Here is a 17924-nt window from a genome sequence, read left to right as displayed (position 1 = left end):
ACCTAGATAATGTGCCATTTTGCCTTTTTGTCGGTCTGATTGCTTTCAAGTGCTCAAAAAAACATTTTATTGATTTTTGGACGAACCGGGTGGAAAGTCCAGAAACATGTTCGCGATTTGCTCATTGATAAAGGTGTTTTTATTGCTGGGTGTCATGTTGTCAGTCAGCTTACGGTTGGACACCGCTTTCCAGATAACCTGATTGGTCTTGGCATCAATCATCTCAACCACTAACTGCCCATAGTGTTTCTCTTCAATACGCAGCGGAGTGTCGTAGCCGATACCAAAGTTGCGAAATCCATAGCCAAAACTAAACGAAGGCCCATAAGCCACACTTTCTGAGCGTGGATCGATTCGGTATCTCAGAAGCACGTCTGGAGAATGGCGGGTTTCCACAAAGCCTTTGGCTGTCATTTCCCGCACAAGGGCAAGCTTTATCCTATTGTCATCAAGCGATATCGGTGATGACGACGGTGTCGGGGCTATCTCGAAGGTTTTGATTTCGTTGTAAGCAAAGTGCTGGTTGTAGTCCGTGTAAACGCTTTTGGTACACGCTGCCAGAAATGCCACGGTTATCAGGGTAAAAACGCGGAATAAGGACATGGAAGGCTCCTTCTGTTGAGCGTGCGGTGTTCGCTAATGCTGCTTTTCAGCATAGCTGCTTAGTTATCAGACCCGCTGAAATGCTGGAAAGTTGCGTGAAGGAGTTTGGAATAGTCGCACACTTGAACAAAACAGAGTGGCCAACGAAATTATATGGAAGAGATGATGCATACCACCCGACGAATTTTACATCCCTGCTGGGTCAGATTTTCGCTTCTTTTACCAGCGTCAACGCTTCTCTGGTCAAAGGGTGAGTGGGGGCGAGCATTTTCATTTCGTTTGCCCAACGATTGGCAAATTGGATCTCACCCATTTCAAGTGCACCTTTTACAGCGCCAATATGAATCCAGGCTCGTGGGCCAAAGGGGTAGTAGTGAAAACTGTCTGAATTCATCATGGCACTCAAAATCTCCAGACCGCGCTGGCGTTGATTCAGGTGTGTTGGCATATGCATAAAACTGATGGCAGCGAGGGATTGGATATAAATGCCTTCATTCAAACCATAGTAAGGCGTTTCAAATGCTTCGTCAGTTAAGAGCGCCAGCGATTTATTCAATGAGCTTACACCTGCCGCCACGAACTTCTGACGATTCCAGGGGAGCCAGGCATCTCTCGCCTTCATCGATAAAGTGCTGCCATAGTAAGCGGTCAGCAATGGGTCATTGGGATATTGGATTAGCAGGTTTTCGAGTGTCACTAAAACTTGCGCGCTGGCTTTTGTGTTGCCAAGGGTGGCATCAAGATAGAATTCCTGGAGTGATTTAGTGGCTGGAGAAGCGTCGACCCGTGCGAGAGTAAGTGAAAGAGAGAATGCAACGGTAAGGACAGTTGCAAACAGGCACTGAACCCAAAGCGAATTTCTCATGAACAAGGCAAACCTCACGACAGCAATGGAACATATCTATATTGCGCACAGTAATGCATTGCCCTCAAAAACAAAACGCAATGCGATTAATTGTCGCATTGCGTGATGAACTGTTAATTAGTGATATTGAAGCGATTCTACATCTGTTTAAACAGCGAATGCGCGTTGCGGCTGACGGGCAATTTGCAGAGTGTGGAAGCTACTTCGACATGCATTCTGCCGGTGATGTCTTTCGATACCCTGCCAATGGCAGAGACCTTAACAATGACCGAACGGTGGATTTGCCAAAAGCTTTCTTCATCTAACATTCTCACCAGGTTCTTAAGCGGTGTGCGAATGATGAACTCGTTTTCTTTGGTCACGACAGTGACGTATTTGTCTTCAGCTCGGAAGTACTCTACATCATCAACGTGCACCAGATGGATATCATCCCCTTTGGCGGCTTTTAGCCAAGTGAGATTGGATGTGCGTTTTTCCTGAGCGTGTTCCAGCAGCTGGATAAGTTGGTCACTGTCGACTTGTCCATGGTGCCCAGATTTGGACAGCAGGCGCTGACAGGTTTTCTCCAGGCGATCCTCATTGATGGGTTTTACGAGGTAATCCAGCGCGCCTTGTTCAAAGGCTTCAATCGCATAATGGTCATAGGCGGTAATAAAGACAATACGGGGCGGTTTGGGAAGGGCGTTAATGGTACAGGCAACTTCGAGTCCATCTAACCCAGGCATGCGAATATCTAAAAAAACCGCGTCTGGTTGTTGTTCTTTAATTTTGTCGACGGCTTCAACGCCATCTTTGGCACAGGCTACTACTTCAATTTCTGACGAGATGTCTTCCAACAGCTTACTTAGATGGTGTCGAAGTAAGGGTTCATCGTCTGCAATAATTACTCGCATTGAAAAAATATCCTTGTTGTAAACCCGCCACCATGATGCGGGATAAGTTCCAATTTACCATTGTTACCATAGAGGGTGTTCAACCGCTTCCGGACGTTGTTCATGCTCACCCCATTCCCTTTTGAGGCTTCATTGAAACCGATGCCATTGTCCTGTACTTCGACAAGCAGATGGGGGCCATCTTTTTTAAATGAAATCTCTACATGTCCACCTTTTATGGAAGGCTCAATACCATGAACAATGGCATTCTCAACAGCAGGTTGGATAATAAATGGGGGAATTGGCGTGTGTCCTGAGAGTGACTCATCTATATGGATGCTATAGGCCATTCTATCTGAAAGTCTGATTTGCTGTATGGTCAAATAGCTGTCAAGGAGTTTTACTTCATCATTGAGTGAAATAGTTTCCTTTCTTTGTTGTTTTAGACCTGCTCTGAGTAAGTCAGTGATCTTTTCTAAAAGTTTCTTTGCTTTTTGAGCGTCAGAATCAATTAATACCTGGATATTTGCTAACGTATTAAATAAGAAGTGCGGCTCCATTTGTCCTTGCAAGTTGCGCAGTTGGCTATCAATAAGCGCTTTTTCCTGCTCAGCTTGCTTCAACATAATGTCTTTTAATTCAGCCTCAATCGTATTAGCTCGCTCGCGGGTAATAAACAGATATGCAATAAAAAAGGAGAAGCATACCGTTGCCATTAGCACAGGAATGACAAACTCCGTTTTCCACATACCGTGATAAATATAGATCCAAAACTGCATATTTATGGTGCCGATCAAGGCGCCAACGATAGTCGCAGTGGATGTCTTTTTGAAGTTTGACCAATGGGGAAAGTAGGAGGCTGTTGTGTAACTCAACAGAAAATAAGAGACAGAATACCCAAAGCCTATGGCAAAGTGATAGTAATACTCGCCACCGAATATCATCTGCGTTATGTATGCAATGACAATACTAATGGTGAGTGTGAAAGCTACTGACAGCTTAAGAGGATATTGAGAGTTTGGAGTCATGGTTTTTTATCTTCTTCATTTGATCGTATTTTAATTTTTATTTTTTTATTTAGAAACTACTGTGTGGAATGAGGAGGTGATTAAACTCGAAGTTTCTCAATTATGTATTGTTAAAATGAGACAATTCAATCTTCAATCTCTTGACCTTTGTCAGCAAAATGTTTATGGAAGCCTATATTTAAACACCGAAAAAGAGGCGCTACATAACATATGCGCGCCTTTCGATAAGGTATTTCGGATGCACAGTAGCTTTTCCGGGACTTGTTCAGAACAAATTTGGAAAAACAACCAACGTGACCAAGCTAAGGCATTTCGGACAAGGATGGTTAACCTTGCGATAAATGTGTATATATCTGGATGAGTTGTCGGATAGTGCGGTAAAACAGCTTGTGTTTAGACAAGCTGTGACAGCCTTTCAACTCATTGCATGGTCTGACTCTCTACTCATTTCTGAACGCGCTCTGAGTTGACTGGGTATTGATGATGTCTGTACTGGTGGCGTTACCACCTTTGCGCTCAGCATCTATGCGCATCATTTCACTGGTATTAAACATGTGCTGAGGGTTGATGCGATCTGCTGTAGATTCCAGCGAAGATAATCCGATACTGAGTGTGACTGTCCCTGTTGTGGATAACACGAACGGATAGTGCTTCTCTGCCAGATTGGCGTGCAGTTTTTGACAAACAATCAGTGAGTTTTCCCGAGTGGTGTGGGGCAAAATAATCGCAAACTTTTCTTCCAGTAAATGCGCCAGCACATCAGAGGAACGTTGGCAGGTTTGGGAAATGACTTTACCGACATCCGCCATCAGCTCATATGCTTTTTCCTCTCCGCTGGTTCGTTTGTACTCCTCAAAACTGTCAATTGAGATAAGAAGCAGGCTTAGCGGCGTTTTGTAACGACTTGCGCGTCGCAACTCTTTATCCAGCATTTCATTGAAATGGCGGAAGTTGCTCAATCCGGTCAACTCATCAATTGGATTCACCTCTTCAAACTGATGGGTGATGTCTTCCAATGCTTCCTGATTGATATCCAGCGCATGGGTTAACTCAACATTTTCGTCATTGATTTGCTCAATCGTTTCTGACTGCCTTTTGGTCAACAGGACAAATGCCAGCACCAGTGAAATAAGGCCAAATATCACGACAAGCGTAATCAACACCTCGTTTTTGTATTCCTGCCAGATAGGTGGCTGGAAATTGATAAAGCGCGTTCCTTCCGGGATCAACGTTTCGTCGATGCCATATTTGGCAACAGCTTCGAGGTCAAAAAACAGAGATGATGGCGCGGATTGAGGTGGAGGCAAGGGTTCGTCCGGCGATTGACTTAAAATCTGAAGTGCCAGTTGCGCTGCCGCTTTCCCTTGGCTGTATCCGGTAACAATTTGCCCCCCAACTGCACCATGGCCGATATGGGAATGCCAATAGGTATAGACGGGAAATGGTGTAATAGAAGCGAGTAGGCGAGCGGTTTCAGCCGGGCTGTACATGCTGCCATCACTTTTTGGCAAGGTATTGCTGAGGGCGAAAATTAAAGTATTGGCGGGAAACTGTGCCAATGCGGCGTCCAATTCGTCGACGGGTTTGTCAGTGATCAATTCAACGTCGTAAGTCGTGTTGTATTTCGGCATGACATCGGTTTTTACAACATCGACAATGTGCTTGTTATGATTCTCCTTGGTAGTACCGATAAATACCAGCGATGTGGTACCTGGATGGATAGAGAGCGCTAGGTCGATGGCGTTTTGATAGTCGGTATATTCAGAAATCCCGGTCACAAATTGGGTGTTTTGCAGTGCAGAAGCGGGATAGTCCTTTAGTGCGGTATAGATTATCGGTTGGGTCGGAAACAGTTGGTTTTGGTGTGACAGTGTGAAATTCAGGGCCGCATTATCAGATGTGATCACCATACTCGTTTGGTCTGAAACACGCTTCAGGGTTAGCAGTTCTGCAATCTTTGTGCTGATGGTGTTGGAGCCAAACCGAAGCGTGTCAAGATACACCACGGACAACTCGATATTTCCGGCAGCTTCGTCGAGGGTATCCCTCAAGCCTTTCTCAACTTCGTCACTCCAGCCATATCCCCGGTGGAAGGCATTGATGTAAAGGATTTGCTTAGCGTTGTTTTCGGCTGAAGCATGGTTAGACAACAGGGGAAGAAAAGAGGTGAAAAGCAGCACGCACAGGGTCACAGCCACTGTCTTAATGGAAGTAATCTTACCGAAAACCTGTTTGTTCAAAGGCCACATCGTTTTAAGGCTCATGGTTCTCTCGTTATGGTTTTGTCTCAAATATTGAGCGAATAATTAATAGTGAAACACCTTATCCGGTTAAGTGTAGTTTCAAATCGGGAGAGTAAGCTGAATGACCATGTTGATAGGGCAGGTTGGGATCGAGGGCAAAGATTTCTGCAGCTTGCACGAAAATTCACGTTGCCGAACGTCATAAATGTGACTTGTTTCTCTGTTTACTTGAAGTACAGCAGCGAACTCTGTACCCTTGCGGCGTTTTCCATTCTCAGTTCAGGATTATCACCTTGCTTAGTACAGCTAATATCACCCAGCAATTTGGCGCAAAGCCCCTTTTCGAAAATATTTCCGTTAAGTTCGGTGAAGGCAACCGTTACGGTCTGATCGGCGCAAATGGCTGTGGTAAATCCACATTTATGAAAATCCTGAGCCGTGAACTGGAGCCGACCGGCGGTAACGTCAGCGTCGATCCTAACGAACGTGTTGCGAAGCTGAATCAGGATCAGTTTGCTTACGAGCAATACACAGTTATCGATACCGTTATCATGGGTCACAAAGAACTGTGGGAAGTGAAGCAAGAGCGTGACCGTATCTACTCTCTGCCAGAAATGAGCGAAGAAGACGGTATGCGTGTTGCGGATCTGGAAGTTGAGTTCGCGGAAATGGACGGCTACATGGCAGAGTCCAAAGCGGGCGAACTGTTGTTGGCGGTAGGTATTCCTGTTGAGCAGCACTATGGCTTGATGAGCCAGGTTGCACCGGGCTGGAAACTGCGTGTTCTGCTGGCTCAGGTTCTGTTTGCAGACCCTGATATTATGCTGCTTGACGAACCGACGAACAACCTGGATATCGACACGATTCGCTGGTTGGAAGATACGCTGAACGAGCGTAACTGCACCATGATCATCATCTCGCACGACCGTCACTTCCTGAACTCAGTATGTACACACATGGCTGACCTGGACTACGGTGAACTGCGTGTTTACCCAGGTAACTACGACGAATACATGACAGCAGCGACACAAGCGCGTGAGCGTCTGCTGGCAGATAACGCGAAGAAGAAAGCACAAATTGCTGAGCTTCAAACCTTCGTAGCGCGTTTCTCTGCAAACGCATCTAAAGCGAAGCAGGCAACATCGCGTGCTAAGCAAATCGACAAGATCCAGCTGAGTGAAGTGAAGGCATCAAGCCGTCAGAACCCATTCATCCGCTTCGAACAGTCGAAAGAACTGTTCCGTAATGCGCTGGAAGTTGAAAACCTGAGCCAGGGCTTCGACCATGACCTGTTTGCAAACTTCAGCGGTATTTTTGAAGTGGGTGAGCGCGTTGCCATTATCGGTGAGAACGGCGTGGGTAAAACGACCCTGCTGAACACGCTGGCTGGTGTACTTGAGCCGCGTACCGGTTTCTACAAGTGGTCAGAAAACTCCAACATTGGTTACTACGCGCAGGATCATGCTCACGAGTTTGAAAAAGACATGAACCTGATGGACTGGATGGGTCAGTGGCAACAGGAAGGCGATGATGAGCAAACCGTTCGTGGTTTCCTTGGCCGTATGCTGTTCTCCCAAGACGACATCAAAAAGTCTGTGAAAGTACTGTCTGGTGGTGAACAAGGCCGTATGCTGCTTGGTAAGATCATGATGCACAAGCCAAACATGCTGCTGATGGATGAACCAACCAACCACATGGACATGGAATCTATCGAATCATTGAACAACGCCTTGGAACAATTCAAAGGCACCCTGTTCTTCGTGTCTCATGACCGTGTATTCGTTGACTCGCTGGCTACTCGTATCATCGAAATCCGTGACGGTAAGATCACTGACTTCAAAGGTACTTACGCTGAGTTCCTTAAGTCTCGTGGTATTGAAGGTTAATTTCCTTCAGTCACAGACAGATACATGCATATAAAAACACCCGCTTCGGCGGGTGTTTTTGTTTCTGCGTTAGGCCGCAGGCTGATACGGCAAAAAAAACAGGGTTACAAAGCAGTCCGATGCATAAGGAAAAGGAAACGCGGGTATAACCACTTACTCTTGAGTTGGAGCCTGCTCCTGACTCTCGGTAGGCTCGGTTTGTGATTCCTCGGTAGCCAGCTTTTCACGTTCTGCCTTGGAGATATAACGCGGCTTACTGGATTTATGCAGCTTGGCGTTCTTCTTTTTATCTTTCTTTTTCAGCGTTTGAATAATTTTCTTTTTGCGATTCATGGTGACACCAAACGAATAAGGGGCGGCGATTGTATTTGGCAATGGCTTTTCGCTCAAGGAAAAGGTGAAAAGAACGCATATTTCATTGTTCAAAAAAAGAGCAAACGAACCAGTGCCATTTAAAACGTGTTAATGGTTTTGATGTGATTGCTAATAAAAAATTACACCTTGAAAATCAATAAATTAGATATTCCGCCTAACAGTTGTCTGACCAGTCTGACAAAGGGCTTACTGTTTGTTGTAAACGTGCTGTTATCAGTGGGTTCGGATAGGACATTTTCCCCTCTTTTCATCCCATTTTTAAACTGTATACTTCGCGAGCTTTTTAACTCACAGTGTGTAAAACGATGAAAAAATTTGCGATTAAAGCTGTTGCAGCTGCAGTGCTGACAGTGTCTCTGACTGGTTGTATCGGTCAAATGGCAACCTCAGGTCTGGTAATGAAAGTTAACCTGTCTGCTGTTGATAACCGCTACGCACGTGCAGGTCTGTACGTACTGATGAGCCCAGTATACGGTGTTGCAGCGACAGCTGACCTGTTCATTTTCAACACCATTGAATTCTGGACTGGTACTAACCCTATTTCTGGTAAATCACCAGCAGTAGCAGACACGCCAATGAGCGCGGTTATCAAGATCAACCAGAACCTGAACAAAGATCTGACTACTGCTCCAATCAAAGTTTCTTCTGCAGACGTTAAGCAAGTGAACGACAAGTCTCTTGAAATGTCTGTTGCATACGCTGACGGTACTACTCAGATCCTGCGTGGCGAGAAAGACGGCGACATGGTGAACTTCTACATGAACGATGAGTTCATCACTACCGTTTCAGTAGAAGAGCTGGAGCAATACGCGGCAAACCGCGTTTAATTGCACGGCTAGAAACACAAAGCCCTGCCAAATTGGCGGGGCTTGTTTTTATACCCAGTCTGACGGGCTACCCCTTTGCTTGTGTCGCCAAAGAGCGCGCCACGCAGAGCAACTTCTCATAGTCATAGTCGCCTTCGGGCTCGACCCAAGAAACGCCGACGTTGAAATCCAGCGTGTAGGGCAGTGAATTCTCCACTGCATAGCGGTCAATACGTTCCTTGAACCTGTCTAAAATATCCTGTGTATTGGAAATTGGGGTGTTGGTCATCAGAACCGCAAACTTGTCCCCTTCCAACCGTGCGGCGACATCTGAATCCCTGAAACCAAAAGTAAGTAGCTCAGCGAAAAACATCAGCGCCTTGTCACCTTCCCGGTTGCCACGCTGACGGTTAATCTGGCGCAGGTTTCTCACATCAAAGCAGGCGAGTGAAGCCGGCACTTCCAACCGTTCGCACATAAACAGGCTTTTTTCACAAAGCACACGGAAACCCTGTTCGTTAAGCAGGCCGGTTAAAGAGTCCTGTGTGGTCAACTCCAGCGAGGCGAGTTCGCGTTCAACCAAATCCGCAATGTCACGAAGGCTGTTTAAGTCGTCTTCATCAAATCCCCGTGGCTCAGTGTCCATAATGCTGAGTGTACCCAGTTGCGCACCGCTGACATGACGGATAGGACACCCTGCGTAGAAGCGAATTTTCGGCGCGTCAGTCACCATGGGATTGTCAAAAAACCGTTCATCCAGACAGGTGTCTTTTACGACCAGAGGGTCGGTCGCCAAAATAGTGTGGGCGCAAAAAGAGATATCCCGCGGGAACTCCTTTTCGATAGGGCCGACGGAAGACTTTACCCATTGCCGGTTCATGTCGATAAAACTGATCGCAGCAATTTTGACGGCAAACATCTGCTGCGTCAGGCGGGTGATCCTGTCGAAGCGCTCATCGGGTCCAGTGTCCTGGATATTGAGTCGGTTGAGCGCCTGCTGGCGATCTGCTTCGTCTGAAGGTCTGTCCGGTCTTTTCATAATCAATGAGTAACTTAGGTGTTTTTTTTACTATAGACGATGGGAGCATGGAATGGCTGGAGAGGCTTGCTGAAATCATTTTGGGTTTGGGGATGAAAGTGGGTGTTGGTTGGCGGGGCGGGAGGTCTGCATCTATCGTTAAAGCGAAGTGAGATCAGAAAATAAATGACGGAGAGGTCATCATGAAAAAAACAATACTGGCTTTAGGATTGGTTACTGCATCCTCCATGGCAACGGCTGGAATGATGGGGAGTGATGTATTGATGCGTGTAAACCCAGTGGCGCAGGGAGCTTGGGTTCAGGTTATGCAAAATGGAGCACCTGTGGAAGGCGCGACAATCACACTTTCAGGGGCGCTGGGTGAATTTGAGACGGCAGAAAATGGCATAGCCTTTGTCATGACTGAAGCACCAAACACCCGCACGGGCGTGTTTACAGCAACGCTACCCGACGGCGAAGAAATTCAGAAATCTGTGGTCATTCCCCGCAACCACTGACGTCATAGCGGTGAATTGGAAATCCTGCCCCATGGCAGGATTTTTTGTTGCCCGGTATTTAATAAAATTGTTTATTGGCGGCGGTACACTGTTCAAATCCGTCGCTCCAGCCGTTTGCATAACGGGCATCCTTGAACATCCTTTCCGGATCTTGCCGAAACCCGTCGTGAATGGTTTGCGCGTTTGTTACCTTACTGTGGCAACCGTCGTCATAGCCTTCTAAATAGGGAGTACTAAACCCCAGCGCTGACAATTGTTCATGGCGGGAAGTGGAACAACCGGCAAGTACGGAAATAGAAAGCAATATCAAACAAAGTGGGGCTATGCGTCTTATCATGTCAAACATCCTCCTACTGACATGCAACAAGACTAGAATGGCAGTGGCTTTACATACTGTGTCAGAGTTGAGCTTTAAGCCTTTCTGCGGCCGCTATCAAGGGCAGGAAGGTGTTTGGGCGAGACAGAATGACGTGTAGAGGGGACAAAAAGTAAATAACTGTAAATGCCCCTTGAAATTTAAAGTTGTGAGGCGCATCTTATAAATCGTGTTCGGGCACAATGACCCGTACACATAGTCGGCAAGCAAAAACGTAGAAGCCACCACGATTTCAATCCACGGGGAATGACAATGAGACAAATCCTGACCGGTGTGGTTACGCTTATTCTAGGCTTCTTTACGCTTGTTTTTGCAGCGGTGTTCGGCCTGATGATTTCTTTAACCGCACTGCTCGCTAAGCCTTTCGTCATGAAAAAACTGCGAAAGGCACAAGAGCAGCAAGCAATGCAATATGAAAAGACATTCGGCCAAACAGGTTACAGCCAATCCGAATCTGGCTTTGGTGGTCGTCGAAACCACGAAGGGCAAACCATCGATGGCGACTATCGCGATATTACCGATTCTCGCTAACAGACCGACAAAAAGAAAAATCGCCGCAGTTTGCGGCGATTTGTGTTTTTAACCCGTGTGACTGAGCGGTTACATGGGTTTCTCGCTATCGAAAGGAAAGTAATCCCACTCATATTGTTCAAACATCGGTTGGAGTTCACCGGCTTTCAGTAGCGCTTCAATTCGTTCGTCATATATTTTTCTCAACTTCTTGCCCCGCTCTGTGTTAGCAAAAGCCGGGTAAAGTTTCAGGTCAATCAAGTGGGACACCACAAACGCTTTTCTGTTGACGTAACCTTTCTCAAACTCTTCTTCCAGCTCTGCAGTAGCATCCAGCAATACATCCAGACGATCAGAAAACACCATAGAGAGGCCTTGTTTGCGGGTCTTCACTTCTTGGATGTTCATGGGCGTACCAATATAGTCGTTGTAGTCATACCCTTTGACCCACCCAACGGTGCGATCTTTGAGAGTTTGCTCGCCCTCCCAAGCCGGAATGACCCCCGCTTTATAAACGGCTGAAACCTGTTCAGCATCGAAGTGCCAAAAGGGGTAAAGGACATCTTCCTGTTCATCGATATACGAACCAAGAAACATATCCATTTTTCCGCTTTGCACCAGATAGACACTTCTGGCGTAGGTTGTAGTGGTGGTTTTGATGGTGTAACCCAGGGGTTCAAATACACGGCGCATGATATCGAAATAGAGGCCGGAGCCATCTTTTTCCGTCGCATCTTCCCAGGATTCACTGACAACGTTAAGGACGGTTTGAGGGCTCTCCTGTGCCGATAGGGGAAACGTCACCGCGGTTAGCGTGAGCAATAGTGCAACAGCGTAGCGACGGGTCCAGTGGATTACCATGTCAGACTCCTTTTGTAGGCGCGAAAAGAGAAATCTCAACAATGAGATCCTATTTAAAACCTAATCCAAGAATTGTCACTTCGCGAGTCGTTGGCAACAAGACCAGGAATAAAACTACCGGCGTAATGAAATAGTGACACTGACAATAGCGTGGTCACTGCTGTAGGCATCCAAATCAAATTTTGGGTTGATCAGGTGGCTGTCTTCACAGTGAAAATCCCCAACTTCAGCAAGGCTTGCCGGATCCGCGCTGTTAAACTCGTTTGATAGCAAAATGTAATCGATCACTGAGCCTTTGGCGTGAAAGTAATGAGTCTTGGGACGCTCAATAGAGGTTTCACCGATATTTTTCAGGTAGAGATCCCAGCTGTCATGCATTTGGTAGTGGGAAAGTGGAACATCGACCATGTCTTCGGTAATCGAACGAAGACCGTGATGCCGGAATGCACGCAATACCTCTGACTGAATATCATCATTAAAATCCCCCATCACGATAGCGGGGTTATTGGTATGGGATCGACGCTTGATAATAGATGCCATCAGCTGGCAAGCTTCAGTGCCGCGTTGAATGGCTGATGCCCATGAGCCCGCGATTTCCTCACGCATGGATTCATGAAGGGTTTTGGCTTTTTCATCCTCATTTTCGGGTGTGACAGGGCGTTTGGATTTGAGATGGACAACATAAATGTCGGTCTGACCAAGCGAAGGCAGCTCCATTGTTGCGAACAGCGGCAGGCGGCTGTATTGGAAATCCTCACTCATGCCAAGCTGGCGTGACAATGAAGGGTCGGCCTGCAAGGGCAGCGCACTGAGAATAGGGTATCTCGATGCCAGGCACACAACCGGGCTTTTGTAGATGTAGTCGTCAATGGGTTCCGGTTCATCAACCACGGAGAAAAAACGGTACCCGAGTGGTTCCAACAGGGCTTTCAAAGCCGTAGCACTGAACACTTCCTGGAACGCAATGATGTCCGGTTGATAGCTGCCAATATAACGGTTCAACCAAGCGCGTTTCTGGCGCCATTGGTCTTCGCTGTAAATATTGCAGAATTCGTAATACGCACCCGGTGGCTCGATAAAGTTAAACAGGTTTATCGTCGCCAGCTTAAGGCCAAAAGCGCTATGTGCGTAGGAGCTCTTGCTGTTGGTCGCGAACACGTCACCGTCTCAGGAATGATAAAGTTCCTTTAGTATATACCCAAACGACCTGAAGATGCTCGCATTCAGAAGTCATCAATGCGTTCAATTCGAGGCAAATTTTACGAGGAATAGTCGTTCTATTTCCGTGGGATTTAACGAAGAAGTGGGCGCATTGATGGCCTCACTTCGGGCGAGTTGAATCCTGCATCTTCGGGTCGTTTGGGTATAAAGAAGAGTTAGGCACTAAAGCGTGTGAGAACAGGACTAATCGCAATTTAGACAACAAACAAAAAGCGCTTCATTGGAAGCGCTTAGTCGTTTTAGGCGGATTCTTTCACATCGTCAGAGTTGAGCGTGGGTTTTCGTGTTCCCTCGCCAGCCTCAGTGTTGGACTGGTCACTCAAGACCTCAACCAGGTTGGCGCGGGACAGTTCACCCTGCAACTCTCCATGCTCGTCCAGAACCGGCAAGGGCAGGTCGTGCTCAAGCGTGTCAGGGATCACCTGCTCAATCAATGCGTCAGACTGGATACCCGGTACGGTTTCCCAAACCGAATCATCAATAGCGTCACCATGACGTGAAGAGTCAAAGGCTTCGAGCTTATCAATGCTCAATGCACCCTGATAGCCGTCATTGTTGACGTAATAGCCATGCTCGGCTTTCGCTTTGCGCATCTCAACCAGGGCTTCGCCAATGGTCTCAGCACTGATGCGCAGGCTCTGGGGCTTCATCACGGTATCTACGGTCAATGCACGGGCTCGGTTAACGTCTTTAACGAAGGCTTCAACGTAGTCATCAGCCGGGTGCAGCAGGATATCAACCGGGCGGCCTTGCTGAACCAACTTACCGTCCCGCAAAATGGCGATGCGATCACCAAGGCGCAGGGCTTCATCCAAATCGTGGGTGATAAAGATAATGGTTTTGTGCAGCGATTCCTGAAGACCAATCAGTTGATCCTGCATTTCACTGCGGATCAAAGGGTCGAGCGCGGAGAATGCTTCGTCCATCAGCAAAATTTCAGCGTCTGTACACAATGCGCGGGCAAGACCCACACGTTGTTGCTGACCACCGGAAAGTTGTGAAGGATACTGCTTTTCATACCCGCCCAAGCCAACTGTTTCCAGCCACTGCACAGCCTTTTCTTCACGCTGCTCTTTCGCCACGCCCTGAACCTGCAGACCGTAAGCGACGTTCTGCAACACGGTACGGTGTGGCATCAGGCCAAAGCGCTGGAATACCATCGACATTTTATGGCGGCGGAATTCCTGCAGCCCTTTGTCATCAAGCTTCATCACGTCTTCGCCTTCAACGATGATCTGGCCTTCGGTTGGCTCAATCAGGCGATTAAAGTGACGGATGAGTGTGGATTTTCCGGAGCCGGAAAGTCCCATGATAACGAAGATTTCACCGCTGTTGATGTCGAGGTTGATATCTTGAAGGCCAACCGTATGACCAGTTTCTGCCAACACATCGTCTTTGGATTTTCCGCCTTTAACATCAGGCAACACCTTTTCCGGGGTGTTGCCGAAGATCTTGTATAGGCCTTTGATTTGAATCAGTGGAGTGGTGTTTTCGGCGTTACTCATTGTGGCCTCCGCTCAGATGCTGCTGTGAACGTTTTGCGTAACTTTGAGAAACGCGGTCAAAAATGATCGCCAGCGCAACAATCGCCAGGCCATTGATAAGTCCCAGAGTAAAGTACTGGTTAGTGATGGACTTCAACACCGGTTGTCCCAGACCTTTCACCCCAATCATGGAGGCGATAACTACCATCGCCAGAGCCATCATAATGGTCTGGTTTATCCCCGCCATGATAGTAGGCATTGCCAGGGGTAACTGAACACCAAACAGCCGCTGCATAGGGCTGGCACCGTAAGCCGTTGCAGCTTCGAGCACTTCTTTGTCAACCAGCCTGATCCCCAGGTTTGTCAGACGGATCACTGGCGGAATGGCATAAATGACAACAGCGATGACGCCCGGAATTTTCCCGATACCCAAGAGCATCACCACGGGAATGAGATAGACGAATGCTGGCATGGTCTGCATGACGTCCAGTAAGGGGGTCACCAGGGACTGAATGCGGTTTGATCGCGCCATAGCGATGCCGGTAGGGATACCCAGGCAGATCGCGAGCATGGTACAAACCAATATAATGCTCATGGTGCGCATGGTGTCTTCCCACATACCGAAGTAGCCAATGGCAAGGAAAGAGGCAATGACTGCCACCGCGAGCTTCCAGGAGCGGCTGGCCATGTAAGAGATCCCGGCCACAATAGCGATCATCAGCCACCAAGGGGTGCCGAGAAGCAGCTTTTCAAACCAGATAAGAAATTGAAGAAGGGGATCGAAGAAGGATTCGATACTTTCGCCATAATTTCGCGAAAATTCACGATAGGCGCCGTCGAGGGTTTTACGAATGGTCAGAAGATCGGAGCGCGACATCTCCGGAAATTCTGTCAGCCATGAATTGTCAGCCATAACAGTACAGCGTCCTCTGCATCTTTGATTATTTTAAAAACTATATACCCTTTAATTCAGGGTTAATACGCATGTTGTTGCGACTAAAAAAGAACAGTCACAAAATTAAAAAACTTGTTGGAAGTATTGCGGGCTGAAAATGGTCAGCCCGCAAAAGTGGGTTGGTTAAAGTGCAGATTTCACTTTGTCTGCCACTTCAGGACTCACCCAGGTAGTCCAGATTTGCGGATAGTTTTCCAGGAAATGTAGCGCAGCGATTTCGCCATCCGCCTGATTGTCTTCCATCCAGGCCAGAAGGCTGTTGAGCTGGGCATTGGTGAAAGCGCGGTTGCTTAGGTAGTTCATTGCGTCTTCATTGCTGTTGGCAAAGCTTTCAGTAACGATGGTATCAACCGCTGAAGGTGGATACATGGTCACTTTGGGCTCCAGACAGTCCGCACTGGTGGTACAGGATTTGAATTCTTTTTCGTCAATGCCTGAACCGAAGTCGACCTTGACCATTTCGTACTTACCCAACACCGCAGTCGGTGCCCAGTAGTAACCAAACCAGCCTTCACCACGCTCATACGCTTTGGCAATAGAACCCGAAAGGCCAGCGCCTGAACCTGGGTCGATCAGCTCGAAACCTTTGTCACCAAGATCCATGGCATTGAACAGGTTGCCGGAAGAAATTTGGCAGTTCCAGCCGGCAGGACAGCCATAAAATGCGGATTTAGATGGGTCTTCCGGATGTTTGAACAGTTCACGGTTGGCAATAACGCCTTCAATTGTGGCAAGGCTAGGGTCTTTATCAACGAGATATTTGGGTACCCAGAAGCCTTCTTCACCACCGTCTGACAGTGACTTACCCGCATAGCGCAGACGGCCTTCTTCAACACCGCGATCCAGTGCTGCTTTCAGCGAGTTACTCCAAAACTCAGGGGCAATATCCGGCTCACCTTTTTCGATCATCGAGGTGCCGGTAGGCATGGTGTCGCCTGGAACCAGCTCGGCATCGCAGCCATAACCTTCGTCAAGGATAAAGCGGTCAACATTGGCGATGAGGCTTGCGGAGTTCCAGTTCATGTCGGCAATGGTCACTTTGCCACACTCGGCTGCAAAACCGGCCACAGGCAATGCTGAAAGTAAAAGGCATGACGTGGTCAGTAGTTTTTTCATGGAAGTTCCCTCTCATGTGAAATACTGCAGTGAATGGCTACAACGCTAATTATTCACTGCGTTTTTTACTCCTGTGCAATGCAATATTTCAGGGTTAACTGACTGATAATCTTGCAAGCACGAAGCTGAACTATAACAAATTCATTAAAAAATATCTTTAGTATTGTAATTAATATTTTACGCCTGATGTGCTGATTGCGAAAGGCTGCAAAAAACCATCCAGCAGAGCATATTTGTATATCACTGATATTTATGCGCTTTATGGAAATGTTGAGATGAGATGTGTCCAAGAGGTAAGAATTCGTTTCTAAATGCGAGATTTTCACATTGGTTAGTGGCCTAGAGACCTATGAAAGGAAATTTATCAGACTATTCTCCGTTCTTAGGTGTAGTTCGAATCAAGCCTTCAGGAGCTACCATGGCACAGTCAATTTTAATCCTTGAAGACGATGCTGATATTTCAGATTTAATAGCACTTCACCTGCGCGTAATGGGTTTCGATGTACTCAAAGGATCATCGCTTAAAGAGGGATTTGCGCTAATTGCAGAGCATGATATTGCGGCTCTGGTGTTGGATAGAGGGCTGGAAGACGGTGACGGCAAAGAAGTTTGCCAATACCTTCGCCAACAGAAAAACGGCGTTCCGGTATTGATGCTGACCGCGCTCGATTCCGATGCGGATTTGGTGGAAGGGTTTGAAGCCGGTGCGGATGATTATCTGGCAAAACCTTTCAGTGTTATCGAGTTTCAGGCGCGGTTGAGAGCGATGTTACGTCGGGTCGGCACCCATTGTGACTGGCTGAAACAGGACACTAACGCGCCCGAAACCGGCAAAGCCGCGACACCTTCTTCCCAGCTCTTGTTTGAGCGTTTGGAAATATGCACAGAAACCCACCGCGTGAAGCTCGACGGCGCAACGATAGACCTGACACCCACCGAGTTTTCTTTGCTGTGCTGCCTTGCTAAAAGGCCAGATCGGGTGTTCAGCAAAGATGAGTTGTTAAGCCGGGTATGGAACACCGAATATGACGGTTATCGCCATACAGTATGCTGTGCTATTAACCGTCTCAGAAGCAAACTGGAACGTGACCCTAACGCCCCAAAATACATCCATACCGTATGGGGTGTCGGTTATAAGTTCCAGGAGGCTGCCACCATAAGTGCTTCACAAATGGTGCATGCATAAA

At 47.4% G+C, this 17924-nt stretch carries 18 protein-coding genes; 5 read left to right on the top strand and 13 right to left on the bottom strand.

The window, feature by feature from the left end:
* Positions 1–66 precede the first annotated feature (66 nt).
* From KU854_RS11185 to KU854_RS11165, 5 genes are all read right to left on the bottom strand, one after another.
* A complete protein-coding gene (locus tag KU854_RS11185) occupies positions 67–603 on the bottom strand; it encodes a DUF4136 domain-containing protein (protein ID WP_218358633.1) in 537 nt (178 codons plus the stop codon).
* Between the two features lie 202 nt (positions 604–805).
* Entirely contained in the window at positions 806–1468 is a 663-nt protein-coding gene (locus KU854_RS11180) for a hypothetical protein (RefSeq protein WP_218358632.1), read from the bottom strand.
* Positions 1469–1605: 137 nt separating this feature from the next.
* Entirely contained in the window at positions 1606–2361 is a 756-nt protein-coding gene (locus tag KU854_RS11175; protein ID WP_218358631.1) for a LytR/AlgR family response regulator transcription factor, read from the bottom strand.
* The gene (locus KU854_RS11170; protein WP_218358630.1) at positions 2352–3368 is read right to left on the bottom strand and encodes a sensor histidine kinase; all 1017 of its coding nucleotides are present in this window, start codon (positions 3366–3368) and stop codon (positions 2352–2354) included. Before KU854_RS11170 ends, KU854_RS11175 begins: the two co-directional genes overlap by 10 nt.
* A 440-nt stretch (positions 3369–3808) precedes the next feature.
* Positions 3809–5632 carry an ABC transporter substrate binding protein gene (locus KU854_RS11165; protein ID WP_255555527.1) on the bottom strand — a complete coding sequence of 608 codons (1824 nt, stop codon included), beginning with the start codon at positions 5630–5632 and terminating at the stop codon, positions 3809–3811.
* 272 nt (positions 5633–5904) lie between these two features.
* Between KU854_RS11165 and KU854_RS11160 the strand changes: the two genes are divergently transcribed.
* Complete coding sequence (locus tag KU854_RS11160) at positions 5905–7497, top strand: ABC-F family ATPase (protein ID WP_218358629.1); 1593 nt, start codon at positions 5905–5907, stop codon at positions 7495–7497.
* 153 nt (positions 7498–7650) lie between these two features.
* Here KU854_RS11160 and KU854_RS11155 read toward each other — a convergent pair whose 3' ends face one another.
* Positions 7651–7830 carry a DUF2986 domain-containing protein gene (locus KU854_RS11155; protein ID WP_218358628.1) on the bottom strand — a complete coding sequence of 60 codons (180 nt, stop codon included), beginning with the start codon at positions 7828–7830 and terminating at the stop codon, positions 7651–7653.
* 347 nt (positions 7831–8177) lie between these two features.
* On the opposite strand from KU854_RS11155, the gene KU854_RS11150 reads away from it, so the two are divergent.
* The gene (locus KU854_RS11150) at positions 8178–8699 is read left to right on the top strand and encodes a DUF3332 domain-containing protein (protein ID WP_218358627.1); all 522 of its coding nucleotides are present in this window, start codon (positions 8178–8180) and stop codon (positions 8697–8699) included.
* A 67-nt stretch (positions 8700–8766) separates the two neighbouring features.
* Here the strand turns inward: KU854_RS11150 and KU854_RS11145 are convergent, their stop codons facing one another.
* Complete coding sequence (locus KU854_RS11145; RefSeq protein ID WP_218358626.1) at positions 8767–9717, bottom strand: sensor domain-containing diguanylate cyclase; 951 nt, start codon at positions 9715–9717, stop codon at positions 8767–8769.
* A 182-nt stretch (positions 9718–9899) separates the two neighbouring features.
* Here KU854_RS11145 and KU854_RS11140 point away from each other — a divergent pair, with 182 nt between their 5' ends.
* Positions 9900–10214, top strand: a complete 315-nt coding sequence (locus KU854_RS11140) for a hypothetical protein (protein ID WP_218358625.1) — start codon at positions 9900–9902, stop codon at positions 10212–10214.
* Between the two features lie 58 nt (positions 10215–10272).
* Here the strand turns inward: KU854_RS11140 and KU854_RS11135 are convergent, their stop codons facing one another.
* Positions 10273–10551 (bottom strand): hypothetical protein, encoded by a 279-nt coding sequence (locus KU854_RS11135; RefSeq protein WP_218358624.1) that lies wholly within the window; start codon positions 10549–10551, stop codon positions 10273–10275.
* Positions 10552–10842: 291 nt separating this feature from the next.
* On the opposite strand from KU854_RS11135, the gene KU854_RS11130 reads away from it, so the two are divergent.
* Complete coding sequence (locus tag KU854_RS11130) at positions 10843–11121, top strand: hypothetical protein (RefSeq protein ID WP_218358623.1); 279 nt, start codon at positions 10843–10845, stop codon at positions 11119–11121.
* A 69-nt stretch (positions 11122–11190) separates the two neighbouring features.
* On the opposite strand, the gene KU854_RS11125 is transcribed toward KU854_RS11130, so the two are convergent.
* From KU854_RS11125 to KU854_RS11105, 5 genes are all read right to left on the bottom strand, one after another.
* Complete coding sequence (locus tag KU854_RS11125; protein WP_218358622.1) at positions 11191–11961, bottom strand: substrate-binding periplasmic protein; 771 nt, start codon at positions 11959–11961, stop codon at positions 11191–11193.
* 114 nt (positions 11962–12075) lie between these two features.
* Complete coding sequence (locus KU854_RS11120) at positions 12076–13119, bottom strand: endonuclease/exonuclease/phosphatase family protein (RefSeq protein WP_218358621.1); 1044 nt, start codon at positions 13117–13119, stop codon at positions 12076–12078.
* 302 nt (positions 13120–13421) lie between these two features.
* Positions 13422–14687 carry a quaternary amine ABC transporter ATP-binding protein gene (locus KU854_RS11115; protein WP_218358620.1) on the bottom strand — a complete coding sequence of 422 codons (1266 nt, stop codon included), beginning with the start codon at positions 14685–14687 and terminating at the stop codon, positions 13422–13424.
* Positions 14680–15579: an ABC transporter permease gene (locus KU854_RS11110; RefSeq protein WP_218358619.1), complete on the bottom strand. Its 900-nt coding sequence runs from the start codon at positions 15577–15579 to the stop codon at positions 14680–14682. The genes KU854_RS11115 and KU854_RS11110 overlap by 8 nt, the downstream gene beginning before the upstream one ends.
* A 165-nt stretch (positions 15580–15744) precedes the next feature.
* The gene (locus KU854_RS11105; protein WP_218358618.1) at positions 15745–16737 is read right to left on the bottom strand and encodes an ABC transporter substrate-binding protein; all 993 of its coding nucleotides are present in this window, start codon (positions 16735–16737) and stop codon (positions 15745–15747) included.
* A 418-nt stretch (positions 16738–17155) separates the two neighbouring features.
* Here KU854_RS11105 and KU854_RS11100 point away from each other — a divergent pair, with 418 nt between their 5' ends.
* Entirely contained in the window at positions 17156–17923 is a 768-nt protein-coding gene (locus KU854_RS11100) for a response regulator transcription factor (protein ID WP_218358617.1), read from the top strand.
* Position 17924: the final 1 nt, after the last annotated feature.

It is taken from the genome of Enterovibrio paralichthyis (assembly GCF_019209835.1).
GTDB lineage: Bacteria > Pseudomonadota > Gammaproteobacteria > Enterobacterales > Vibrionaceae > Enterovibrio > Enterovibrio paralichthyis.
This window is presented reverse-complemented; position numbering and strand designations above follow the sequence as displayed.

What these genes read in the sequence shown, in the direction of transcription:
- KU854_RS11175 (WP_218358631.1), bottom strand. Translation starts at nt 2,361, where the DNA reads ATGCGAGTAATTATTGCAGACGATGAACCCTTACTTCGACACCATCTA.
- KU854_RS11150 (WP_218358627.1), top strand. Translation starts at nt 8,178, where the DNA reads ATGAAAAAATTTGCGATTAAAGCTGTTGCAGCTGCAGTGCTGACAGTG.
- KU854_RS11100 (WP_218358617.1), top strand. Translation starts at nt 17,156, where the DNA reads ATGGCACAGTCAATTTTAATCCTTGAAGACGATGCTGATATTTCAGAT.
- KU854_RS11180 (WP_218358632.1), bottom strand. Translation starts at nt 1,468, where the DNA reads ATGAGAAATTCGCTTTGGGTTCAGTGCCTGTTTGCAACTGTCCTTACC.
- KU854_RS11145 (WP_218358626.1), bottom strand. Translation starts at nt 9,717, where the DNA reads ATGAAAAGACCGGACAGACCTTCAGACGAAGCAGATCGCCAGCAGGCG.
- KU854_RS11130 (WP_218358623.1), top strand. Translation starts at nt 10,843, where the DNA reads ATGAGACAAATCCTGACCGGTGTGGTTACGCTTATTCTAGGCTTCTTT.
- KU854_RS11185 (WP_218358633.1), bottom strand. Translation starts at nt 603, where the DNA reads ATGTCCTTATTCCGCGTTTTTACCCTGATAACCGTGGCATTTCTGGCA.
- KU854_RS11125 (WP_218358622.1), bottom strand. Translation starts at nt 11,961, where the DNA reads ATGGTAATCCACTGGACCCGTCGCTACGCTGTTGCACTATTGCTCACG.
- KU854_RS11105 (WP_218358618.1), bottom strand. Translation starts at nt 16,737, where the DNA reads ATGAAAAAACTACTGACCACGTCATGCCTTTTACTTTCAGCATTGCCT.
- KU854_RS11155 (WP_218358628.1), bottom strand. Translation starts at nt 7,830, where the DNA reads ATGAATCGCAAAAAGAAAATTATTCAAACGCTGAAAAAGAAAGATAAA.
- KU854_RS11165 (WP_255555527.1), bottom strand. Translation starts at nt 5,632, where the DNA reads ATGAGCCTTAAAACGATGTGGCCTTTGAACAAACAGGTTTTCGGTAAG.
- KU854_RS11170 (WP_218358630.1), bottom strand. Translation starts at nt 3,368, where the DNA reads ATGACTCCAAACTCTCAATATCCTCTTAAGCTGTCAGTAGCTTTCACA.
- KU854_RS11140 (WP_218358625.1), top strand. Translation starts at nt 9,900, where the DNA reads ATGAAAAAAACAATACTGGCTTTAGGATTGGTTACTGCATCCTCCATG.
- KU854_RS11135 (WP_218358624.1), bottom strand. Translation starts at nt 10,551, where the DNA reads ATGATAAGACGCATAGCCCCACTTTGTTTGATATTGCTTTCTATTTCC.
- KU854_RS11110 (WP_218358619.1), bottom strand. Translation starts at nt 15,579, where the DNA reads ATGGCTGACAATTCATGGCTGACAGAATTTCCGGAGATGTCGCGCTCC.
- KU854_RS11115 (WP_218358620.1), bottom strand. Translation starts at nt 14,687, where the DNA reads ATGAGTAACGCCGAAAACACCACTCCACTGATTCAAATCAAAGGCCTA.